Raw genomic sequence first — 18538 nt, 5'->3', positions numbered from 1 at the left:
CCTGTTAGAAAACGCAAAAAAGCCATATGGATTCAGAGATCCATACGGCCTTTCATTTGTTGCAGTATTTTCTTTTCGAGGCGTGAGACCTGAACCTGGGAGATTCCCAGTCGGACCGCGACCTCGGATTGAGTTTGATCCTTATAATATCTCAAATACACGATCAGTCTTTCCCGTTCGTCCAGTTCGTTTATTGCTTCTTTTAACGCGATTTTATCGAACCAGCGGCCTTCTTCCCCGTTGTCAATTTGATCAAGAAGAGTAATTGGGTCGCCGTCGTTTTCGTACACCGTTTCATGGATGGATGCAGGACTGCGGCTTGCTTCCTGCGCCATGATCACATCTTCAGGCGAAATTTCCAGAAACTCGGCTATTTCATTGACAGTTGGGACCCTGCCCAATGTTTTGGAAAGCTCATCCTTCGCTTTCCTGATTTTATTGCCAGTTTCTTTTAGTGACCTGCTTACTTTCACGGTACCGTCATCCCTGATGAAACGCTGAATTTCACCAATGATCATTGGAACGGCATACGTCGAAAACTTCACGTCATACGAGAGGTCAAATTTATCAACTGACTTCAAGAGGCCGATGCTGCCAATCTGGAACAGGTCGTCAGGCTCATATCCCCTGTTGAGGAAGCGCTGGACGACAGACCATACGAGTCGCATGTTTTTCTGGACGATTAGGTCCCTTGCGGCCTGGTCCCCTTGCTGGCTTCTCAAAATCAGTTCTTTGACTTCATGGTCCTTAAGATACGTTTGGCTATTATCCTTTTTTACCTCCACATCCATAGGCAGAACTCCCTTAATTGCACAGCGCTTTGCTCTTTGACAGGTGCTTTTTCAAACGAATCTCTGTCCCAAAGCCGGGCTCTGATCTCACTTGTACTTCGTCCATGAAATTTTCCATAATCGTAAAGCCCATACCGGACCTTTCAAGTTCAGGCTTGGATGTATAAAGTGGCTGCATGGCTTCATCGATATCTGGAATCCCAATTCCTTCGTCTTTAATCAGCATTTCCACCGTTCCATCCTGAATCATCACAGAAATAAACACTTTTCCATCTGGATTACTTTCGTATCCGTGAATGATAGCATTCGTTACAGCTTCCGATACTACCGTCTTTATTTCGGTCAGTTCATCCATCGTTGGGTCCAGCTGTGCAATGAATGCAGCGACCGTCACGCGGGCAAAAGATTCATTTTGGCTTAATGCGCTAAAATGAAGATTCATTTCATTCTTCATGTATCAAGCAACCCCCAATCTCTCTAATGCATATTCTTCTGACGGTTCAAGACGAATAATCTTGAATAAACCCGACATGTCAAATAACCTCTTGATTGGCGGAGAAATTGCGCAAACTACCATCTCTCCATGAAGCTGCTTGATTTGTTTATACCTTCCTAAAACTACCCCTAGACCCGAACTATCCATAAAGGTGAGGTGTTCGAGGTTCAAGACAATGTGGCGGACTTCTTCGTTTTCAAGGGCTTTTGTTGCCTGCTCGCGAAGCTGGTCTGCAGTATGGTGATCTAATTCACCACTAACTCGAATCAATAAGACGTCATGCTTCACTTCAATATCAATGTTAAGACTCACTATCCAAAGCCTCCTTATCTGGTATAGTGAGTCAAATTCTCCATTGATTCAGCCAAATCCTTCTAAAGAACAAAACTAGTGTCTATTCGCTAAAACTAGATGGAATGGCAGAGTTTTCGACAATCAAATGCGGAAATTTTCATTATTGCTGGTTTCCAGCCCTCGTAAACATCCCGAATGAGCGTTTATATAGGACCCACCAGCTCGCTTTTTCCACCTTTGCATCTGCAACAAGAGGCGTTTCCGCAAGGGTCTTGCCGTCTTTTACCAGCTTCAAAGTGCCTACTCTGTCTCCTTTTTCGACTGGTGCTTTAAGACTTTTATTCAAAGTGATTTTCTGCTTTACGTCCTTGACGTCTGCTCCTTTTTTAGTTAGGAGGGAGACACTTTCAGATGTAACGGCATTTATTGTCTTCTTGTCACCTTTGCTGATTGCTGCCTTTCCTAGTGGATGACCTTTCTTGAACATAGGATGGGTCTGGTATTGACTGAACGCATAGTCCAGCATCTTCGTTACCTGTGCATTCCTGGCCTTGGAGGTAGGTGCTCCAAACACAACAGCAATCGCACGCATTCCATCCTTTTCTGCAGTAGCAGTAAGGCAATATTTCGCTTCATTCGTAAAGCCTGTTTTCAGGCCATCTACTCCAGGGTAAAAACGAACGAGCTTATTCGTATTGACTAGCCAGAATTTCTTATCAGAATCCTCACGGAGATAATCTTCATATGTTCCAGTAAACTTGGTTATTTTTTCGTATTTCAATAATTCTTTTGCCATCATAGCCATATCATATGCCGAGCTGTAATGGCCATCGACAGGCAATCCGGTGGTATTTTTGAATACTGTACTTTTCAGGCCAAGTTCCTTTAATTTATCATTCATCATTTTTACGAATGCTTCTTCTGAGCCGCCAATCCGCTCAGCCATTGCAACTGACGCATCGTTTCCAGATCCTATTGCTATTCCTTTAAGCAACTGTTCAACTGTCATTTCTTCTCCTGGCTCAAGGAAGATTTGAGAACCACCCATTGATGCGGCATATTCACTGGCACGGACCTTTTCGTCCATTTTTAGCCTTCCTTCATCAAGCGCTTCCATGATCAAAAGCATCGTCATGATTTTGGTCATGCTGGCTGGAGGCAGCTTTTCATGACTGTTTTTATCAAATAGTACCTGACCTGTGTCACGTTCAATCAAAATAGCTGAACTGGAATCATTGGCGAGTCCAGGATCTCCTTCATTCGCATATCCTTTTGGGGAGATAATTGCAGCGCCCATCATAAAAACAAGCAGTAAACTCGTTAACTTTTTCAGATTCATGGCCATAACCCTCCTATCTTTATAGGGTCTATTTTTTCCAATGAATCCATTTTTATACAAACAAGGTATATAAAACCGATATATTCCCAAACAAAAAAGCGAAGAGTCCCCTCTTCGCTTTTGTCTACTCTATTTATTCTGTAATTTCTTCATGAACCAAAATCGGTGCATCAACATGCTCGCTTGAAACCTTGATATTTTCATACAGCATTTCTTTCACTTCGTTTACATCCTCGAAGTTGCTGTAAATGGTTAAAAGAGAGTCGCCTTTTTCGACTTTGTCGCCGATTTTCTTGCGCAATACCAAACCTACTGCTAAATCAATTTCTGATTCCTTTGTCGCTCTTCCTGCACCAAGAAGCATTGCGGCAGTTCCCACTTCGTCAGCAACGATTTCAGCAACATAGCCTGCTTCTTTTGCTTCAAGTTCGAAGGTGTATTTTGCCTGAGGAAGCCTGCTTGGATCATCAACAACAGAAGCATCGCCACCCTGAGATTCCAGGAATATCTTGAACGTTTCAAGAGCGGATCCGTTCTTGATCACTTCTTCTAATTTGCTGCGTGCTTCTCCAAGTGACTCAGCTTTCCCAGCCAGGAATACCATGTGGCTTCCGAGAGTCAAGCAAAGTTCTGTCAGGTCTTCTGGACCTTCACCCTTCAATGTATCGATTGCTTCCTTAACCTCTAAAGCATTACCGATTGCATATCCCAACGGTTGGCTCATGTCTGAAATAACAGCCATAGTCCTGCGTCCGACATTATTTCCGATGCGAACCATAGCCTTTGCCAGTTCACGGGAATCATCAAGTGTCTTCATGAACGCACCTGCACCTGTTTTAACGTCCAGGACAATCGCGTCAGCACCTGCAGCAATCTTCTTGCTCATAATTGAGCTGGCGATAAGCGGGATACTGTCAACAGTTGCGGTTACATCACGCAATGAATAAAGCTTTTTATCAGCCGGAGTTAAGTTTCCGCTTTGGCCGATTACCGCAATTTTATTTTTATTTACGAGATTGATGAATTCGTCATTGTCTATTTCGACATGGAAGCCTTCTACGGATTCCAGCTTGTCGATTGTCCCTCCCGTATGACCAAGGCCGCGCCCTGACATTTTTGCGACTGGAACACCGACAGCAGCAACTAATGGCCCTAAAACAAGAGTTGTTGTATCGCCTACACCGCCGGTAGAGTGCTTGTCGACTTTTACTCCTTCAATGGCAGAAAGGTCGATTTGGTCACCAGACTTCACCATCGCCATCGTAAGGTCAGCACGTTCTTTTTCCGTCATTCCCTGGAAGAAAATCGCCATTGTCAGCGCACTTACCTGGTAATCAGGAATTGAGCCATCTGTATATCCATTAACAAAAAATTGAATTTCTTCAGTTGATAATTCATGCCCGTCACGCTTTCTTTCAATAACGTCAACCATTCTCATCATTATCACCACTTATCATTATTTAGCCAAGAAGCTATTGATTACTTATTCCCTAACGTTTTTACAATTTCATTCACCAATAAAAGGAAGCTAGACTTCACCTTTTCAGTCGTTTCGATTACCTCATCATGGCTTAATGGCTGGTCCAAGATCCCTGCTGCCATATTTGAGATACAAGAAATGCCGAGCACTTCAAGTCCTGAATGTCTCGCAACGATGACTTCTGGTACTGTGGACATTCCGACTGCGTCTCCGCCCATTGTACGAATCATCCTTACTTCTGCAGGTGTTTCGTAAACTGGTCCAGGATTTCCGACATATACTCCCTCTTTGATCGTAAGTTTGTTCTTGTCAGCAACATCTTTCGCAATTCCTCTTAAATTCTTTGAATATGCTTCGCTCATATCCGGGAAGCGCACGCCGAAACGTGAATCGTTTGGCCCAATAAGCGGATTTGTTCCCATATTGTTGATATGGTCTGTGATGATCATCAAGTCGCCTGGCTCAAAGCTTTCATTCACACCGCCGGCTGCGTTCGTAACGATCAGTTTATCAATTCCAAGTTCTTTCATAACACGAACCGGGAAGGTAACTTTATCCATAATGTAGCCTTCGTAATAATGGAAGCGCCCTTGCATTGCAATGACTTCGACACCGCTAAGCTGTCCGCAAACCAGCTGACCTGCGTGGCCTTCTACAGTCGAAACCGGGAATCCCGGGATTTCGTTATAAGGAATCTTAACCGGGTTCTCGATATCTTCAGCAAGAACACCAAGCCCAGAACCGAGAATCAATCCGATCTTTGGTTGCTGCTTAAGCTTGTCATTAATAAAAGATGCTGCATTTTGAATTTGATTGTAATCCATAAATCCTCTCCTTATTTCAATTCCTTCAGGAAGCTTGTTCCGTGTTCAGGCATTTTCACATTAAAGTTTTCTGCTACAGTTGCACCGATATCAGCAAATGTTTTACGGACAGGAAGTTCTTTTCCTTCATTCATTCCCTTCGAGTAAACGAGAAGCGGCACGTATTCACGTGTATGGTCTGTTCCGTAATGAACTGGATCATTTCCGTGGTCAGCCGTAATGATGAGAAGGTCATCTTCTTTCAACTTCTCGAATACTTCAGGAAGGCGGGCATCATATTCCTCGAGAGCATTACCATAGCCTTCCGGATCGCGGCGATGTCCGAATAGAGCATCAAAATCAACAAGGTTCAGGAAGCTTAACCCTGTAAAATCCTGATCCAACGTTTGGAGCAATTTATCCATTCCGTCCATATTTGACACTGTGCGCAGAGATTCGGTCACACCTTCACCGTCATAGATATCGGAGATTTTACCGATAGCCAGTACGTCAAGGCCTGAGTCCTTCAATGCATTCATAACTGTTCTGCCAAATGGCTTCAGTGCATAGTCATGGCGGTTGGATGTACGTTTGAAGTCCCCTGGTTCACCAGTAAATGGTCTTGCGATGACTCTTCCGACCATGTATTTTTCATCAAGTGTCAATTCCCTGGCAATTTTACAAATATCATAAAGCTCTTCGATTGGAACGATCTCTTCATGCGCAGCGATTTGCAGAACCGAGTCAGCAGATGTATAGACGATTAACGCCCCTGTCTTCATATGCTCTTCGCCAAGCTCAACAAGGATTTCTGTTCCGCTTGCCGGTTTGTTGCCGATGACCTTCCTGCCAGTACGTGATTCAAGCTCAGATATCAACTCATCCGGGAACCCATCAGGGAACACCTGGAATGGCGTCTGGATATTCAAGCCCATGATCTCCCAGTGGCCTGTCATTGTATCTTTTCCATTAGAAGCTTCTTCCATCTTTGTATAAAAGGCCATTGGCTTTTCTGCAGGCGCAATACCTTTGATCTCCTCAATATTGCTGAGGCCGAGCTTGCCCATGTTAGGCATGTTCAATCCGTTCATTTTTTCTCCGATATGGCCTAATGTATGGGAACCTTTATCCCCAAACTTTTCCGCGTCTGGTGCTTCTCCAATCCCGACTGAATCCATAACGACTAAAAATACTCTTTTATATGTATTCGACATTCCTTCTCCTCCTTAAAAGTATGAATGCGTTACAACCTTTTTACAATTTTATGATACCCTTTTTTATTTCAGTTAATCGAATGCTTGCGTTTTCATTTGTCAGAAGTCTGACATCTCCATTGTACTAAATAAAATGAAAAACACAAGAAAAAAAGCCGACTTTTAGCCGGCCTTTTATGACAATTCTATGAAACTATTATTCTATTGGAAAAACATACTGCCATACTGGCCCCCATGTGCGCAGATGCAATCAGTCAAGCTGTTATGCACGAGGATGGAACTTCGTATAAACGTCCTTTAACCTCGTCTTTGTCACATGCGTATAAATTTGGGTCGTCGAGATGTCCGCATGGCCGAGCATTTCTTGCACAGCGCGAAGGTCGGCCCCATTTTCAAGCAGATGAGTGGCAAATGAGTGGCGCATTGTGTGCGGAGTCAATTCTTTCTCAATACCCGCTTCTGTCGCAAGGCGTTTGAGAATCTTCCAAAAGCCCTGTCGTGATAGACCTTTCCCATGATGATTCAAAAATAAAGAGTCATCCTTATGTTTTTTGGATACCAGCTTTGGCCTGCCCTTTTCCAGGTATTGCTCGATCGCGTCAGAAGCTGTCTTGCCAATCGGGATGATTCTTTCCTTGCTGCCTTTTCCCATGCAGCGGACAAACCCCATTGTCAGATGGATATCAGATAGCGTCAGCCCAATCAGCTCGCTCACACGGATACCAGTAGCATACATCATTTCCAGCATCGCCTTATCACGATAGCCAAAATGGTCTGTCAGCTTCGGGCTGTCCAGAAGTGTCTCGACCTCTTCCATGCTCAATACCTTTGGCAAAGATCGTTCATGCTGTGGACTCTCGATGTGCACAGTTGGATCATGGTCAACTGCCTTTTCTCGAAGCAGGAAATGATGAAAAGCCCTGATCGAGGCAATATGTCTTGCCAATGTTTTTGATGATTTTCCTGTGTCTTTTAAATGACCCAGAAAATGAACAATCTGCGGACGCTGCACACCATTTAAGTCTCCAAGCTGTTCAACATTCTTCAGATATGTGATATAGCTATTCAAATCTCGTTTATAGGACACAATTGTGTTCTTTGAAAGTCCCTTTTCAACAACTAAAAAGTGGATAAAGTCGTCGAGCCTATCTTCCATGTTTATTACTCCCCATTCAGATAAAACAGTATCAGCCTTTCAAGCATACTCCCTTTTTCTTGATCAAAAGTACCTGACACCTTTATGGCTGCTCCCTCTGGTGCGTCATATCGATGATAGCTTTCATATTCTTCGTTAATCCACATGATACCATAATAAAATAAGATTGTGCATCCAGTGAATAATATAAAGACCTTAAAGGTGTGCATGACCAAACCGAACCAAGACTTCATTTTTCTTGCCTCCAACTCGACACTTAGAACTATGAGATCTTCTTTTTAATAGTCGTCTCATGTTCTATTCGCCTTTACTTAATTACTAATCTGTATGCCAATTTGGACAAGAATTATACCTCCTACTGGGGCAATTTTAATAGAAAAATAAAAAACCCTTTCTCCATTGGAAAAAGGGTCTTGGGATCATTCAGTTTCAGCCGGTTCCTTTTCCTGGCATCTGTGGCAAATACCATGGAAAGTCAGCCGGTGGTCCTTGATTTTAAATTTCCAGTCTCTTTCAACGATTTCTTCAACATCTTCAAGAAGGTCGTCCTGGATTTCATCCACTGCTCCGCATTCGATGCAGACCAGGTGATGGTGGAAATGGGCAGCGCCTTCCTGGCGGAGATCGTAACGGGATACACCATCCCCGAAGTTGATTTTATCAACAATTTTCAGTTCAGTCAGCAGCTCAAGTGTCCGGTATACTGTTGCCAAACCGATTTCAGGAGATTTCTCTTTGACAAGCAAATAAACATCTTCCGCACTCAAGTGGTCTTCTTCATGTTCAAGCAACACGCGAACGGTAGCTTCACGCTGCGGCGTTAATTTATAGCTGGACGAATGCAGCTGTTTCTTGATTCTCTCAATTCTGTTTTCCATTTCGATACTCTCACTCCCCCGCCACTGTTCTTATATTATACCAGAAGGGGAATGAGATTCAAAATAAAATTATTACAAATAAGAAACAATAGTTATTATTATTTAAAACTAATTATAATTAATCGAATTAATGACTGCTTTCAATAATGCGGGTGATAAATATGCCTCTACCCCTGCCGCCACAGCCAGGAATACAAGCGCAGCGATAAATGAAAAGATATATCTAAAAAACTGCGGCATAATTGGCTGGTTGATTTTCTTCATGAATTGGTTCCTGATCATTTTCAATGAAAAAGTCACCGCCATTGCTGCAGTAATAATGAATACTGGAATAATGATGAAGTTTTGCGGCAGGATGGAAACAAAGGAAAGCAGAAATCCGTCCCATTGCATTTGGTTGACAAGAAAGCCTACTGTAAAGCCAACAACCATTCCTTTCATGAAAAGCAGGATCAGTATTACGGGAAGTCCTATGATGGAAACTCCGAGAATCCAGATTAGTCCGATGAATTTTCCATTGTGTAAAAAGCTCTGCAAAAACAAATCCTTTCCGTCTGCTACTTTTCCGGAAGCAGCCTGGCCAAAAAACTGCGATAAATAATAGAACAAATCCTCTTTTTGAGTGAAGCTGAGGCTGTTGACTATTACTGCCCCAAAGATGACCCCCATCAAAAACAGGACAATGACAAAAAGATAGATTGAGGAATATTCTCTTAAATGGGTTACTGCGACGTCCTGGTACCTTCGTTTCTTCATCTCTCTTCCTCCTGCATATTGGTTACTATCATCATATGCAGGGACAGAGAGTCTATGACTGCAAACCTTTTAATTTCCATTTCAATAGATAACAAAATCCGGTCAAATCGACCGGATTTTCAATCTGATATTTTTCCGTATTTGCCTCCCCCGCCTGCATGGAAAGCGAGCTGGCCTTTTCTTGCTTTATCTATGGTTACAGCTGTCTTTTCAGGAATGACCTGCTTCAAAGAATCGAGAGGGACTGAATGAAGGACGGCCATTTCTGTACCGAAATGGTCCATCAGCTTTTCTAGCATTTTCGGTCCAAGGCCCGGAATGAATTCGAGCGGAACCTGGTGGATATAGGGCGGCCTTTCAGCTTGACTTCCCTCTGAGGACCTTAGTTCCCGTATTCTATCGGCGACACCTTTTACCTTTTTAACAGATCCGCATTCAGAACACGCTTCATCATATGTTGGATTGTAAACCAGGCAATCCGAACAGACTGTACGATGATACTTTCCAAGCTGCGGGTCCAGACCGTAATTTGCTTTGATACCCCTGCCATCAGATTGGTTTAATGCAAGTCCAAGTTCACGGAAAGATGGCTCAGCCATTTCGATTTTTTGGTATTCTCTAGCAATTTTCGCAAGAGAATGAGCATCTGAATTCGTTACAAACTGATAACGGTGAAGCTCAGCCAGCTGGTCAGCCATGTCCGTATCCGAGCTTAATCCTAATTCAATCCCATCGATCAGGTCTGCATCAAAGACTTCTGAAAGAGAATTCTTAACACCTTTTCCGTATAAACTTTTGAAGGGTGTAAATACATGAGCGGGAATGAAGATACCTCCAAGTTCTTTAACCTTCCTCTGCAAATCACGACCTGAAATATAGACTCTCTGGGAGCTTAGATGAATATTTTTCAAGTGGTTCTCCAGCCATTTCGAAAAAGTCCTCATCGTCTGCAAATTGGGAAGATAGCATAATACATGAATTGGTCCCTGGGTGCTTTCATCATTTATCTCAAGCTCCGAACCAAGAATGACACTCATCCCGCCATAATTCAAGCCACCTTCAGGGTGTTCCTGCAGCTCACCTACTTTAAGCAAATCTTCCATTTCATCAAGTACTTCAGGTGAATGACTGTCGATGACCCCTATCATATTCAACCCTTTGTAGTCCCTTGCGTGACGGATGATATTGCTGAACGTAAGTGATTTTGCTCCGGTGATTTTTACAGCTCGGCCTGATTTCGTCCTGCCAATATGAATGTGAAGATCAACGAAGTATTCCTGCATTACTTTTCCAATACCTCCTGCAATTGCAGATGCTGTACTGCATATGCTGTTTTTGCGTCGAAAATCTTTTGTTCTTTCACAAGCTGGATCGCCTCTTCTAGAGTAATCTCCATCAGGTTAACAAATTCGTCCTCATCCGCTGCTGCGGGGTTAGCTTTTTTAGTTAATCCTGTTGCTTTATATACATGAATGATTTCATCTGCGAACCCGGGAGACGTGTAGAAGGAGATAAGCCATTCCAAATTAGCGCATTCATAGCCCGTCTCTTCCTCAAGTTCACGTGCAGCACAAATTTCCGGCTTTTCTCCTGCCTCAAGCTTGCCTGCCGGGATCTCGACGATCGTCCTTTCAAGCGCCTTCCTATATTGTTCAACCATGATGATTTTATGATCAGCTGTGACTGGAATGACCGCGACTGCGCCTGGATGCTTGACGATCTCCCTCTTGGATGTTTTTCCATTTGGCAATTCTACATCGTCGACTTGCAGGCTAATGACCTTTCCTGTAAAAATCTGCTCAGTCTTCAATGTTTTTTCTTCAAGAGATTTCATACATGTCCACTCCTGTTCTAATCCGATATCAAATGCTCATACATTTTACCATACTTATCCGAAAGGAGCAGAATGATGAAAATTTACGTCCATGGCCAGGGAATCATTTTAGCCGGCAAAGTATGGGAAATCAGGCACGCATTAAGAGAGTATGGCAAAAAGCATGAGCTTGTAAAAGATTGGGTTGAAACAGTCAATCAGCCTGTTCGCCGTCCAGAATAGTTGAATGCACTCCTTTCCTTTCGTTAAAATGAAACCAACACTGGAACGGAGTGATATTCTATGAAAAGAAGGAAACTAGGTACATCTGATTTGTTTGTCAGCGAAATCGGCCTTGGCTGTATGTCGCTTGGAACAGACTTTTCAAAGGCACAGGCAGTAATCGAAGCTGCACTCGAGGAAGGAATCAACTATTTTGATACTGCCGATTTATATGATTTCGGTGAAAATGAAAAAATAGTTGGACAAGCCTTGAAAAATGTAAGGGAGCAGGTCATCATCGCTACAAAAGCTGGCAATCGTTGGACTGAAGCGAAAGACAGCTGGACCTGGGATCCATCGAAGGCTCATATCAAAGAAGCTGTCAAGCAAAGCTTGAAAAGGCTGAATACCGATTATATTGACCTTTACCAGCTGCACGGCGGGACAATTGAAGACAACATTGATGAGACAATTGATGCCTTTGAAGAGTTGAAAGATGAAGGCTATATCAAATATTATGGAATCTCGTCCATCAGGCCGAATGTCATTCGTGAATATGCTCAAAAATCAAGCATCACCTCTGTCATGATGCAATACAGCATACTAGACCGCCGTCCTGAGGAAGAAGTGCTGCCGCTCCTGCATGATAAAAATATCAGTGTAGTCACAAGAGGCACGGTGGCTAAAGGCATGCTTAGTGACAGAATGCTCGAGAAAGCAACCTCTAAAGGGTACCTTGATTACAGCTATCAAGAATTGGAAGAGGTCCTTCCATCGTTGAAAGAGAAGCTTGCCTCAACTAGATCCCTTGCTGAAGTCGCCATTCAGTATAATTTAGCACACCCTTCAGTAGCTTCCGTAGTGGCAGGAGCAAGCACACCTGAACAAATCAGGGAAAATGCCAGGGCTGCGAGTTCCGCTTCCCTATCTCCCGAGGAAATCGATTTAATCAAGTCGATTACGAAAGCAAATATATACGACCAGCATAGATAAAAACAAAAAGCGCAAGCGCCTCGTTCAGCCCCGACAAGCGCTGCCCGCCTAAAACGCCACGTCCTGTGGCTGGCGAGTCTAGCACATCGTGTGCCTCGGAGGGCCGACCGGTGAAGTTGTTCTTTGACTTCTCATTGGGCGGACCGAAATCGAAAAGCGGAGGCGACTGTTCAACTCCGAAAAGCGCTGGAGGGCTTGACCGTGAAGTCGTTCTTTGACTTCATGGGCAGGACCGAAGCGTCTCGAGGAGTTAGGAGCCGCAGCTAGACAAGCGACTCGAGGGGCTAGGCGCTGTAGCTGGACAATTCTCAAAGTGGAATTTTACACTTTCGTATCAAGGAACGAAAAAAGGAACCCGTTCAGCTTAACGGGTTCCTTTTTTCTCTGTATGACTATTTACTTTATGCCAGCATCAGCAAGAGTGTATAGCCTGCCAGTCCAGCGGCAAAGGCCCAAAAGTTACTCTCCCTTTCCTCCGGGAGCTCTTCTTTCATTACATTTAAAATGACGCCTCCTGCTAGCAAGGCAAAGAGCACGGCAATAATGTTTTCATTCACTTTCCAGGTGATGCCGATTGCCCAGCCTGCCAATATTGCGGCGGCGAGAAGCCATCTCCCTACACGATCATACATTTCCTTATGCGCCTCCCTTAGCGCATGATCACTAGTGATGAAATGGACGGCCAGTGCTATAAAATAAAAGACCAGCCCCGTTACCGTTTCCTGTTCTCCATGAAGCAGTAAATATCCTATCAAACTGTTATAAAGGAAAAATGAGAAGATATGGATCCAAAACACACCCTTGGAAGCCCGATCCAGGTTATTTTCCTCTTGCTGTTTTTTCTTTGAGGTTTTTACCATCCGTTCTAGCCCATAAAAAATAGCCAAACCAATCATAGCTACAATATATGTATGGTTTTCGAAGAACTCTAGGGCACCAGATTGGATATTCCTGTCGAGGACCTCGTTATGTTTATTCAGCTCAGGGAGCAAGTGGATGAATACATATGCTACAGAAATGCCTCCTGCAGCTGAAAGCAGTCTGCTTCGAGGTACGTTATCGAGGAAAGGTAAATATCTTGAAAATAAATGGACTGAAACGAATCCGACCGCCAATATGAAGGTAATAAGTAACAATGCTTTGCTCCTTTGCTTTTCTTACCTAATTGCCCTTTCGCACAGGATGCAAAACATTTGTTATTTAGGCTCTTTTCGTAAACTTTGTTAATTTCTCAATGAAAAGAAAAAACCGGCTCCTGGGTTTTTTCGAGTTTTTATACAATCTTTGTTCAGAAGTCCCTCGAAAAGAGCCCCGATACCTTTATTAATGCGGATACAAGTACATGCACGATTAGCAACAATCAATGCGGAAACCTTTATTTTACAGGCCTCCATTCCATCGCTTTTTGCTCAATCTCTTTCAAAGTCGGAGATTTTTCAGCTATGTAGGAATCGATGTCGAATTCATATTTTCGGGCAGCTTTTTCTTTTACATCAGCGTATTTGCTGGCATCCTGAGGATGAGACCTTAAGTAATCACGGAATACAAGATGCCTGTATAATTGGTGGCTGCCTTTTTCAAAAGAGTGCAAATGAACTTTTCGTATCCCGTTTTCGTCATGTTTTTGAAAATAGCGCCGCCCAGGGATGCCATTCTCCCCCTTCGCCTCATAGCCAGCAGCCTCTATAGCAGGTGTTGCCTTTTCAACTTGCTCAAGTCTATCAGCTGCTAACATGATGTCTATGATCGGTTTGGCGCTAAGGCCGGGGACAGATGTACTGCCGATATGGTAGACTTCAACTACTGCCGGTAAAAAGATGGATTCAAGAAGGTGCTTCTCAATTTCAAAAAGCGTTTTCCACTCGGGATTGTATGGAACTACTTCCACTCTTCTACGGGTCATTTGAATTTCTTCCAATCCATGTCGCTTTCGGTGAGCAATTCTTCAAACGATTTGTTCTTCTCCTTTAAACGCTTCTCTTCCTTCTTGCGCTCCAACTCAGCCTGCTTTTTCTTCTCTTCTTCTTCCTTTAATTGTTGTTGCTGTTCTTTTAGCTTTTGCATGATATCCTGGTTCAGGAGATCGCCCAGTGTTGCTGGCTTTTCTTCCTTCTTTACTTGTTGCTGCTGGCGTTTTTGTTTCTTTTTCATTGTTGATCCCTCTTTTTGTTCAGCTGAAGCAGATTAGCTTAGCCTATTTTTTAAAAGATTATATCATGAAAACTTTTAAGTTAAATATGTAACAGTGTTAAAGACGAAAGAACGCCCTTTAACAGGCGTTCCCGATTAATCAATATGCGTCTAAGACAACTGAGTCGTCTACCTGGAGTTCAGGTTCTGTTGATTTGATGACATCGTCGACTGTGTAGCCTGAAGCTACTTCTACAAGCTTTAACCCGAAAGGTGTTACGTCAATGACAGCCATATCTGTGATAATGCGGTTGACAACTCCTTTTCCTGTCAGTGGCAGGCTGCATTCCTTAAGGATTTTCGCCTCACCGCTCTTGTTCACATGCTCCATGATGACGATGATTTTTTGTGCTCCGTGGACAAGGTCCATTGCACCGCCCATGCCTTTGATCATCTTTCCTGGAATCATCCAGTTAGCAAGATCACCAGCTTCCGAGACTTCCATTCCGCCAAGGATGGCGATATTGATGTGTCCTCCGCGGATCATTGCAAAAGACTCAGCAGAATCAAAATACGCGGCACCTGGAATCGCCGTAACCGTTTCTTTGCCTGCGTTGATCAAATCTGGATCGACGCTGTCCTCGGCTGGATAAGGTCCAATCCCAAGCAAGCCATTTTCAGACTGAAGGACAACCTGCTTATCGTCGGAAATGAAATTTGCAACCAATGTCGGCATCCCGATGCCAAGGTTTACGTAAAAACCGTTTTCGATTTCTTTTTCAGCCCGGCGCGCGATTTTCTCCCGGACATTCCCTTTGTTTTTAATCATATGCCTTCTCCTTTCATGATCAGCCAGAGTTAACTTCTCACTGTCAGCCTTTCAATCCGTTTCTCCTGATTGCCTTCAATCAGTGTCTGGACATAAATGCTTGGAGTATGGATACTGTTCGGATCTAATTCTCCTACTTCATATAAATTCTCGACTTCGGCAATGGTGACCCTGCCTGCCGCTGCAATCATCGGATTGAAGTTCCTTGCCGTTTTATGATAGACAAGGTTCCCCATTTTATCGCCCTTCCAGGCACGGACGATGCTAAAATCCGCAGTCAGAGACTCTTCAAGGAGATACTCTTTGCCATTGAACATGCGGGTTTCTTTCCCTTCCACGATCGGTGTTCCCACTCCTGCTGGTGTGTAGAAAGCCGGAATTCCTGCACCGCCTGCCCTGATTTTTTCAGCCAGGGTTCCTTGTGGAATCAATTCAACCTCGATTTCACCGGATAATACCTGTCTTTCGAACTCTTTATTTTCCCCAACATAGGAACCTACCATTTTCTTAATCTGCTTGTTCTTTAGCAGCAGTCCAAGTCCCCAATCATCGACACCACAGTTATTTGAAATGACTGTCAGGTCTTTTACCCCTTTTTCAACAAGTGCCAGTATGGCATTTTCCGGGATCCCGCAGAGACCAAAGCCGCCAACCATCAAGGTTGCGCCATCATGGATTTCCGCTACGGCATCTTGAAAGGATGTGCAAATTGTTTTCATCGTTACTCCCCCTTTGACTATAGATAGCACGAGCAAATACCAGTGCCAGATTTCAAATAAGCTAAAAGATTACTAGGCTTAAGCGAGCTCCACAACTGTCGCGACACCCTGCCCTCCGCCTATGCATAGAGTAGCAAGGCCGGTCTTAGCGTTACGGCGCTTCATTTCATGAATCAGTGTAACAAGGATCCTGGCTCCACTTGCCCCGATTGGATGACCCAGCGCAATCGCACCGCCATTCACATTGAGGATGTCCTTGTTAAAATTAAGCTCACGATCGACAGCCAGTGACTGAGCGGCAAACGCTTCATTCGCCTCGATCAGCTCCATATTTTCCATCGTCATACCCGCTTTGTTCAATGCTTTCTTAACTGCATCAACAGGTCCGATCCCCATGATGCTCGGATCAACACCCGCGCTCGCATTCCCTTTAATGACAACGAGCGGTTTTAGGCCAAGCTCTTCAGCCTTACCTCGGCTCATGACAACCAATGCAGCAGCTCCATCATTGATTCCAGACGCGTTTCCCGCTGTTACGCTGCCATCCTTTTTGAATGCAGGACGAAGGCCGCCAAGCTTCTCCGCTGTTGTCCCTTTTTTCGGATACTCATCCGTATCAAAAACGACCGGATCACCTTTTCGCTGCGGAATTTCGATTGGCACGATTTCATCCTTGAACTTGCCTTCTTCAATCGCCTTTGCCGCCTTTTCCTGGCTAGCTGCTGAGAACTCGTCCTGCTCGCTCCGGCCGATTTCATATTTTGAGCACAGATTTTCAGCCGTGACACCCATGTGGTAGTCATTGAATGCACACCAAAGGCCGTCTGAGATCATGCTGTCCACGAGCTTCTGGTCACCCATCTTGAATCCATCCCGTGCATTTTTCAATAAATATGGTGCCTGGCTCATATTCTCCATTCCGCCGGCAACGACGACTTCAGCATCACCTGCTATGATGGCCTGCGCTGCCAGATGTACAGCCTTCAAACCTGAGCCGCATACCTTATTGATCGTCATAGAGGAAGCGCTTTCAGGGATGCCCGCCTTAATCGCTGCCTGTCTTGCAGGGTTTTGCCCCAATCCAGCCTGAAGGACATTGCCCATGATGATTTCATCCACTTGACCAGGTTCGACACCCGCCTGCTTCAATGCATCTTTAATTACCGCGGCACCTAAATCTGGTGCGGAAATATTCTTCAAACTACCATTAAAGCTGCCAATTGCTGTCCTTACAGCAGCTACGATTACTGCTTCAGTCTTGCTCAAACTGCTCACCCTTTCTCTAGTTCTCACATCTTAATTACTTCTATTGCTTTTAATAAAATCCCTTTTATTTTATCAAAATTTTATTTATTCTTGCATTTTTAAAAATATTCTATTTACAATTAAGATATCTTATGAGGAGGGTTATATCAAATGCTGCAACTTCCCGAGAAGGTTGAAATAATTGAAGTTGGCCCGAGAGACGGGCTTCAAAATGAAAAGAATTTTGTTCCTACGGATGTAAAAAAAGCTTTCATCAGTTCCTTGAAGGATGCCGGAGTCAAAGAGATGGAACTCACTTCCTTCGTATCCCCAAAATGGGTGCCACAAATGGGCGATGCCGCAGAAATAGTTGCTGACTGCCTTGACAGCAACACAAGGAATATCGTCCTCGCTCCTAATAAAAAGGGGATTGAACGCGTCTATATGACTGACTGCAAAGCGGTCGCTGTCTTTGTCGGTGTCAGCAATACCTTTAACCAAAGGAATATCAACAAATCGACAGCCGAGAGCCTTGCTGAGGTTCTGCCATTGATTGCAGAGCTTAAGTCGAAGGATTATTTTGTGCGTGCATGCATCTCAACTGCTTTTTATTGTCCATATGAAGGCAAGATTGACGAAGGTGAAGTCCTTGCACTATGCGGTGAATTCGTTGAGGCTGGGGTCGATGAATTGAGCGTCGCCGATACGATCGGCATGGCTGCACCTCATGAGTCCTATTCTTTATTTTCCAAATTGAAGGATGCCTACTCGGATGTTCTGCTGACTGCGCATTTCCATGATACAAGAAAGCTGGCACTGTCGAATATTTTTGCCGCTCTCCAGGCAGGAGTCACCCGGTTCGACACTTCTGCCGGCGGTCTGGGCGGATGCCCGTTCGCCCCGGGTGCAGCAGGCAACGCTGCTACTGAGGATGTCGTCTATATGCTTCACAGGATGGGAATCGAAACCGGCGTCGACCTTGAAAAGATGCTCAAGGCCATCGAGCTGATCCAGTCTCATATCTCAAGGCCGATTGAAAGCACCTATTTCAAACTAAATTCTGTTACAGTTTAAGTTTTTGCATAAGCTCCCGCTCTTGAATCCATCTTATTAGATGAGGTTATTTTGAAGAAGGGAGCATATTGCATGAGCCAAAAACGTGACAAAGGCTACAGCCAGCAAGGCAAGCCAAACGCAGATACAGTAAAACAGCAGATTGCCGCCGAGGATCTTGAAAAAGCGATTCACCCAACAAAGCGCCAAAATTCACAGCAATAAGGAAATGCGTAAGTGCCTTGGTCAGCCCCGATAAGCGCTGCCCGCCTAAAAGCGCCACATCCTTTCTCAGGCGGGTTTGCACGTCCTGTGCCATAGAGGGCC

General features: G+C 44.2%; 23 protein-coding genes. 4 read left to right on the top strand and 19 right to left on the bottom strand.

The window, feature by feature from the left end:
- Positions 1–32: 32 nt before the first annotated feature.
- The 13 genes from sigF to TY49_RS07465 form a co-directional block, all read right to left on the bottom strand.
- Positions 33–791 carry an RNA polymerase sporulation sigma factor SigF gene (gene sigF / locus TY49_RS07525; protein ID WP_041965296.1) on the bottom strand — a complete coding sequence of 253 codons (759 nt, stop codon included), beginning with the start codon at positions 789–791 and terminating at the stop codon, positions 33–35.
- Positions 792–804: 13 nt separating this feature from the next.
- Positions 805–1245, bottom strand: a complete 441-nt coding sequence (gene spoIIAB / locus TY49_RS07520) for an anti-sigma F factor (protein ID WP_041965295.1) — start codon at positions 1243–1245, stop codon at positions 805–807.
- A 3-nt stretch (positions 1246–1248) separates the two neighbouring features.
- Positions 1249–1599 carry an anti-sigma F factor antagonist gene (spoIIAA, locus tag TY49_RS07515; RefSeq protein WP_041965294.1) on the bottom strand — a complete coding sequence of 117 codons (351 nt, stop codon included), beginning with the start codon at positions 1597–1599 and terminating at the stop codon, positions 1249–1251.
- 142 nt (positions 1600–1741) lie between these two features.
- Positions 1742–2914, bottom strand: a complete 1173-nt coding sequence (locus TY49_RS07510; RefSeq protein ID WP_041965297.1) for a D-alanyl-D-alanine carboxypeptidase family protein — start codon at positions 2912–2914, stop codon at positions 1742–1744.
- Positions 2915–3053: 139 nt separating this feature from the next.
- Positions 3054–4358, bottom strand: coding sequence for a pyrimidine-nucleoside phosphorylase (locus TY49_RS07505; RefSeq protein ID WP_041965293.1), 1305 nt, complete (start codon positions 4356–4358; stop codon positions 3054–3056).
- Positions 4359–4399: 41 nt separating this feature from the next.
- Entirely contained in the window at positions 4400–5224 is an 825-nt protein-coding gene (locus TY49_RS07500) for a purine-nucleoside phosphorylase (RefSeq protein ID WP_041965292.1), read from the bottom strand.
- Between the two features lie 11 nt (positions 5225–5235).
- Positions 5236–6417 carry a phosphopentomutase gene (gene deoB, locus TY49_RS07495; RefSeq protein WP_041965291.1) on the bottom strand — a complete coding sequence of 394 codons (1182 nt, stop codon included), beginning with the start codon at positions 6415–6417 and terminating at the stop codon, positions 5236–5238.
- A gap of 262 nt (positions 6418–6679) precedes the next feature.
- The gene (gene xerD, locus TY49_RS07490; protein WP_041965290.1) at positions 6680–7573 is read right to left on the bottom strand and encodes a site-specific tyrosine recombinase XerD; all 894 of its coding nucleotides are present in this window, start codon (positions 7571–7573) and stop codon (positions 6680–6682) included.
- A 5-nt stretch (positions 7574–7578) separates the two neighbouring features.
- Positions 7579–7806, bottom strand: coding sequence for a YqzK family protein (locus tag TY49_RS07485; RefSeq protein ID WP_041965289.1), 228 nt, complete (start codon positions 7804–7806; stop codon positions 7579–7581).
- Between the two features lie 186 nt (positions 7807–7992).
- Positions 7993–8451: a ferric iron uptake transcriptional regulator gene (gene fur, locus TY49_RS07480; RefSeq protein WP_041965288.1), complete on the bottom strand. Its 459-nt coding sequence runs from the start codon at positions 8449–8451 to the stop codon at positions 7993–7995.
- 108 nt (positions 8452–8559) lie between these two features.
- Positions 8560–9207: a stage II sporulation protein M gene (spoIIM, locus tag TY49_RS07475; RefSeq protein ID WP_041965287.1), complete on the bottom strand. Its 648-nt coding sequence runs from the start codon at positions 9205–9207 to the stop codon at positions 8560–8562.
- A 119-nt stretch (positions 9208–9326) separates the two neighbouring features.
- Complete coding sequence (locus TY49_RS07470) at positions 9327–10490, bottom strand: endonuclease Q family protein (RefSeq protein ID WP_041965286.1); 1164 nt, start codon at positions 10488–10490, stop codon at positions 9327–9329.
- On the bottom strand, positions 10490–11041 hold the full coding sequence (locus tag TY49_RS07465) for an NUDIX hydrolase (RefSeq protein WP_041965285.1): 552 nt from the start codon (positions 11039–11041) through the stop codon (positions 10490–10492). The genes TY49_RS07470 and TY49_RS07465 overlap by 1 nt, the downstream gene beginning before the upstream one ends.
- 72 nt (positions 11042–11113) lie before the next feature.
- On the opposite strand from TY49_RS07465, the gene mciZ reads away from it, so the two are divergent.
- Positions 11114–11263 (top strand): Z-ring formation inhibitor MciZ, encoded by a 150-nt coding sequence (mciZ, locus tag TY49_RS24210; RefSeq protein ID WP_369389521.1) that lies wholly within the window; start codon positions 11114–11116, stop codon positions 11261–11263.
- Between the two features lie 60 nt (positions 11264–11323).
- Positions 11324–12235 carry an aldo/keto reductase gene (locus TY49_RS07460; protein WP_041965284.1) on the top strand — a complete coding sequence of 304 codons (912 nt, stop codon included), beginning with the start codon at positions 11324–11326 and terminating at the stop codon, positions 12233–12235.
- Between the two features lie 401 nt (positions 12236–12636).
- On the opposite strand, the gene TY49_RS07455 is transcribed toward TY49_RS07460, so the two are convergent.
- The 6 genes from TY49_RS07455 to TY49_RS07430 all read right to left on the bottom strand — a co-directional run bounded on the left by TY49_RS07455 (position 12637) and on the right by TY49_RS07430 (position 17179).
- Complete coding sequence (locus TY49_RS07455; RefSeq protein WP_041965283.1) at positions 12637–13371, bottom strand: membrane protein; 735 nt, start codon at positions 13369–13371, stop codon at positions 12637–12639.
- Between the two features lie 239 nt (positions 13372–13610).
- Entirely contained in the window at positions 13611–14138 is a 528-nt protein-coding gene (locus TY49_RS07450) for a GrpB family protein (RefSeq protein ID WP_041965282.1), read from the bottom strand.
- Positions 14135–14386: a YqkE family protein gene (locus TY49_RS07445; protein ID WP_041965281.1), complete on the bottom strand. Its 252-nt coding sequence runs from the start codon at positions 14384–14386 to the stop codon at positions 14135–14137. Before TY49_RS07445 ends, TY49_RS07450 begins: the two co-directional genes overlap by 4 nt.
- Positions 14387–14525: 139 nt before the next feature.
- Positions 14526–15194: a CoA transferase subunit B gene (locus tag TY49_RS07440; RefSeq protein ID WP_041965280.1), complete on the bottom strand. Its 669-nt coding sequence runs from the start codon at positions 15192–15194 to the stop codon at positions 14526–14528.
- A gap of 29 nt (positions 15195–15223) precedes the next feature.
- Positions 15224–15913, bottom strand: coding sequence for a CoA transferase subunit A (locus tag TY49_RS07435; protein WP_041965279.1), 690 nt, complete (start codon positions 15911–15913; stop codon positions 15224–15226).
- 78 nt (positions 15914–15991) lie between these two features.
- Complete coding sequence (locus TY49_RS07430; RefSeq protein WP_041965278.1) at positions 15992–17179, bottom strand: acetyl-CoA C-acetyltransferase; 1188 nt, start codon at positions 17177–17179, stop codon at positions 15992–15994.
- A 150-nt stretch (positions 17180–17329) separates the two neighbouring features.
- Here TY49_RS07430 and TY49_RS07425 point away from each other — a divergent pair, with 150 nt between their 5' ends.
- The gene (locus tag TY49_RS07425; protein ID WP_041965277.1) at positions 17330–18232 is read left to right on the top strand and encodes a hydroxymethylglutaryl-CoA lyase; all 903 of its coding nucleotides are present in this window, start codon (positions 17330–17332) and stop codon (positions 18230–18232) included.
- A gap of 72 nt (positions 18233–18304) precedes the next feature.
- A complete protein-coding gene (locus TY49_RS25400) occupies positions 18305–18436 on the top strand; it encodes a hypothetical protein (protein ID WP_264190911.1) in 132 nt (43 codons plus the stop codon).
- Positions 18437–18538 lie beyond the last annotated feature (102 nt).

Source organism: Mesobacillus selenatarsenatis SF-1 (genome assembly GCF_000813125.1).
Taxonomy (GTDB): Bacteria; Bacillota; Bacilli; order Bacillales; family Cytobacillaceae; genus Mesobacillus; species Mesobacillus selenatarsenatis.
The sequence above is the reverse complement of the archived record's forward strand: the minus strand, read 5'-3'. Positions and strand labels throughout refer to the sequence as shown.

Excerpts from the sequence above, each read along its gene's own strand:
- sigF (WP_041965296.1), bottom strand. The coding sequence starts at position 791 with ATGGATGTGGAGGTAAAAAAGGATAATAGCCAAACGTATCTTAAGGAC.
- spoIIAB (WP_041965295.1), bottom strand. The coding sequence starts at position 1,245 with ATGAAGAATGAAATGAATCTTCATTTTAGCGCATTAAGCCAAAATGAA.
- TY49_RS07505 (WP_041965293.1), bottom strand. The coding sequence starts at position 4,358 with ATGAGAATGGTTGACGTTATTGAAAGAAAGCGTGACGGGCATGAATTA.
- TY49_RS07500 (WP_041965292.1), bottom strand. The coding sequence starts at position 5,224 with ATGGATTACAATCAAATTCAAAATGCAGCATCTTTTATTAATGACAAG.
- deoB (WP_041965291.1), bottom strand. The coding sequence starts at position 6,417 with ATGTCGAATACATATAAAAGAGTATTTTTAGTCGTTATGGATTCAGTC.
- xerD (WP_041965290.1), bottom strand. The coding sequence starts at position 7,573 with ATGGAAGATAGGCTCGACGACTTTATCCACTTTTTAGTTGTTGAAAAG.
- TY49_RS07485 (WP_041965289.1), bottom strand. The coding sequence starts at position 7,806 with ATGAAGTCTTGGTTCGGTTTGGTCATGCACACCTTTAAGGTCTTTATA.
- fur (WP_041965288.1), bottom strand. The coding sequence starts at position 8,451 with ATGGAAAACAGAATTGAGAGAATCAAGAAACAGCTGCATTCGTCCAGC.
- spoIIM (WP_041965287.1), bottom strand. The coding sequence starts at position 9,207 with ATGAAGAAACGAAGGTACCAGGACGTCGCAGTAACCCATTTAAGAGAA.
- TY49_RS07470 (WP_041965286.1), bottom strand. The coding sequence starts at position 10,490 with ATGCAGGAATACTTCGTTGATCTTCACATTCATATTGGCAGGACGAAA.
- TY49_RS07465 (WP_041965285.1), bottom strand. The coding sequence starts at position 11,041 with ATGAAATCTCTTGAAGAAAAAACATTGAAGACTGAGCAGATTTTTACA.
- mciZ (WP_369389521.1), top strand. The coding sequence starts at position 11,114 with ATGATGAAAATTTACGTCCATGGCCAGGGAATCATTTTAGCCGGCAAA.
- TY49_RS07460 (WP_041965284.1), top strand. The coding sequence starts at position 11,324 with ATGAAAAGAAGGAAACTAGGTACATCTGATTTGTTTGTCAGCGAAATC.
- TY49_RS07450 (WP_041965282.1), bottom strand. The coding sequence starts at position 14,138 with ATGACCCGTAGAAGAGTGGAAGTAGTTCCATACAATCCCGAGTGGAAA.
- TY49_RS07445 (WP_041965281.1), bottom strand. The coding sequence starts at position 14,386 with ATGAAAAAGAAACAAAAACGCCAGCAGCAACAAGTAAAGAAGGAAGAA.
- TY49_RS07440 (WP_041965280.1), bottom strand. The coding sequence starts at position 15,194 with ATGATTAAAAACAAAGGGAATGTCCGGGAGAAAATCGCGCGCCGGGCT.
- TY49_RS07435 (WP_041965279.1), bottom strand. The coding sequence starts at position 15,913 with ATGAAAACAATTTGCACATCCTTTCAAGATGCCGTAGCGGAAATCCAT.
- TY49_RS07425 (WP_041965277.1), top strand. The coding sequence starts at position 17,330 with ATGCTGCAACTTCCCGAGAAGGTTGAAATAATTGAAGTTGGCCCGAGA.
- TY49_RS25400 (WP_264190911.1), top strand. The coding sequence starts at position 18,305 with ATGAGCCAAAAACGTGACAAAGGCTACAGCCAGCAAGGCAAGCCAAAC.